This window comes from Ferrovum sp., assembly GCF_027317285.1.
GTDB lineage: Bacteria > Pseudomonadota > Gammaproteobacteria > Burkholderiales > Ferrovaceae > Ferrovum.
Map to the genome: position 1 here is coordinate 15,616 of NZ_DAHVHV010000048.1, position 235 is coordinate 15,850.

Below are 235 nucleotides of genomic sequence, written 5' to 3' on the forward strand. Positions count from 1 at the left end.
CACTACGAACAAATCCCCCGCCGGGCCCCCGGCCTGCCCGGGTTCGCCTTCTCCTGCCAGACGAACGCGGTCACCATGATCGATGCCGGCGGGAATCTTGACGGACAGTGTTTTATGTTTTCGGATTCGTCCGGCTCCATGACAGTCGGGGCAGGGAGAGGTGATGGTTTTGCCGCTCCCATGACAGACCGGACAGGTTTGCTGGATGGAGAAAAATCCCTGTTGCATACGTACC

The 235-nt window shown here is 59.1% G+C and carries 1 protein-coding gene; it reads right to left on the reverse strand.

The annotated features are described in order from the left end of the window. The coding region (locus tag M6F29_RS09575; protein WP_298159049.1) for a DnaJ C-terminal domain-containing protein at window positions 1–235 on the reverse strand (235 nt) is incomplete at both ends.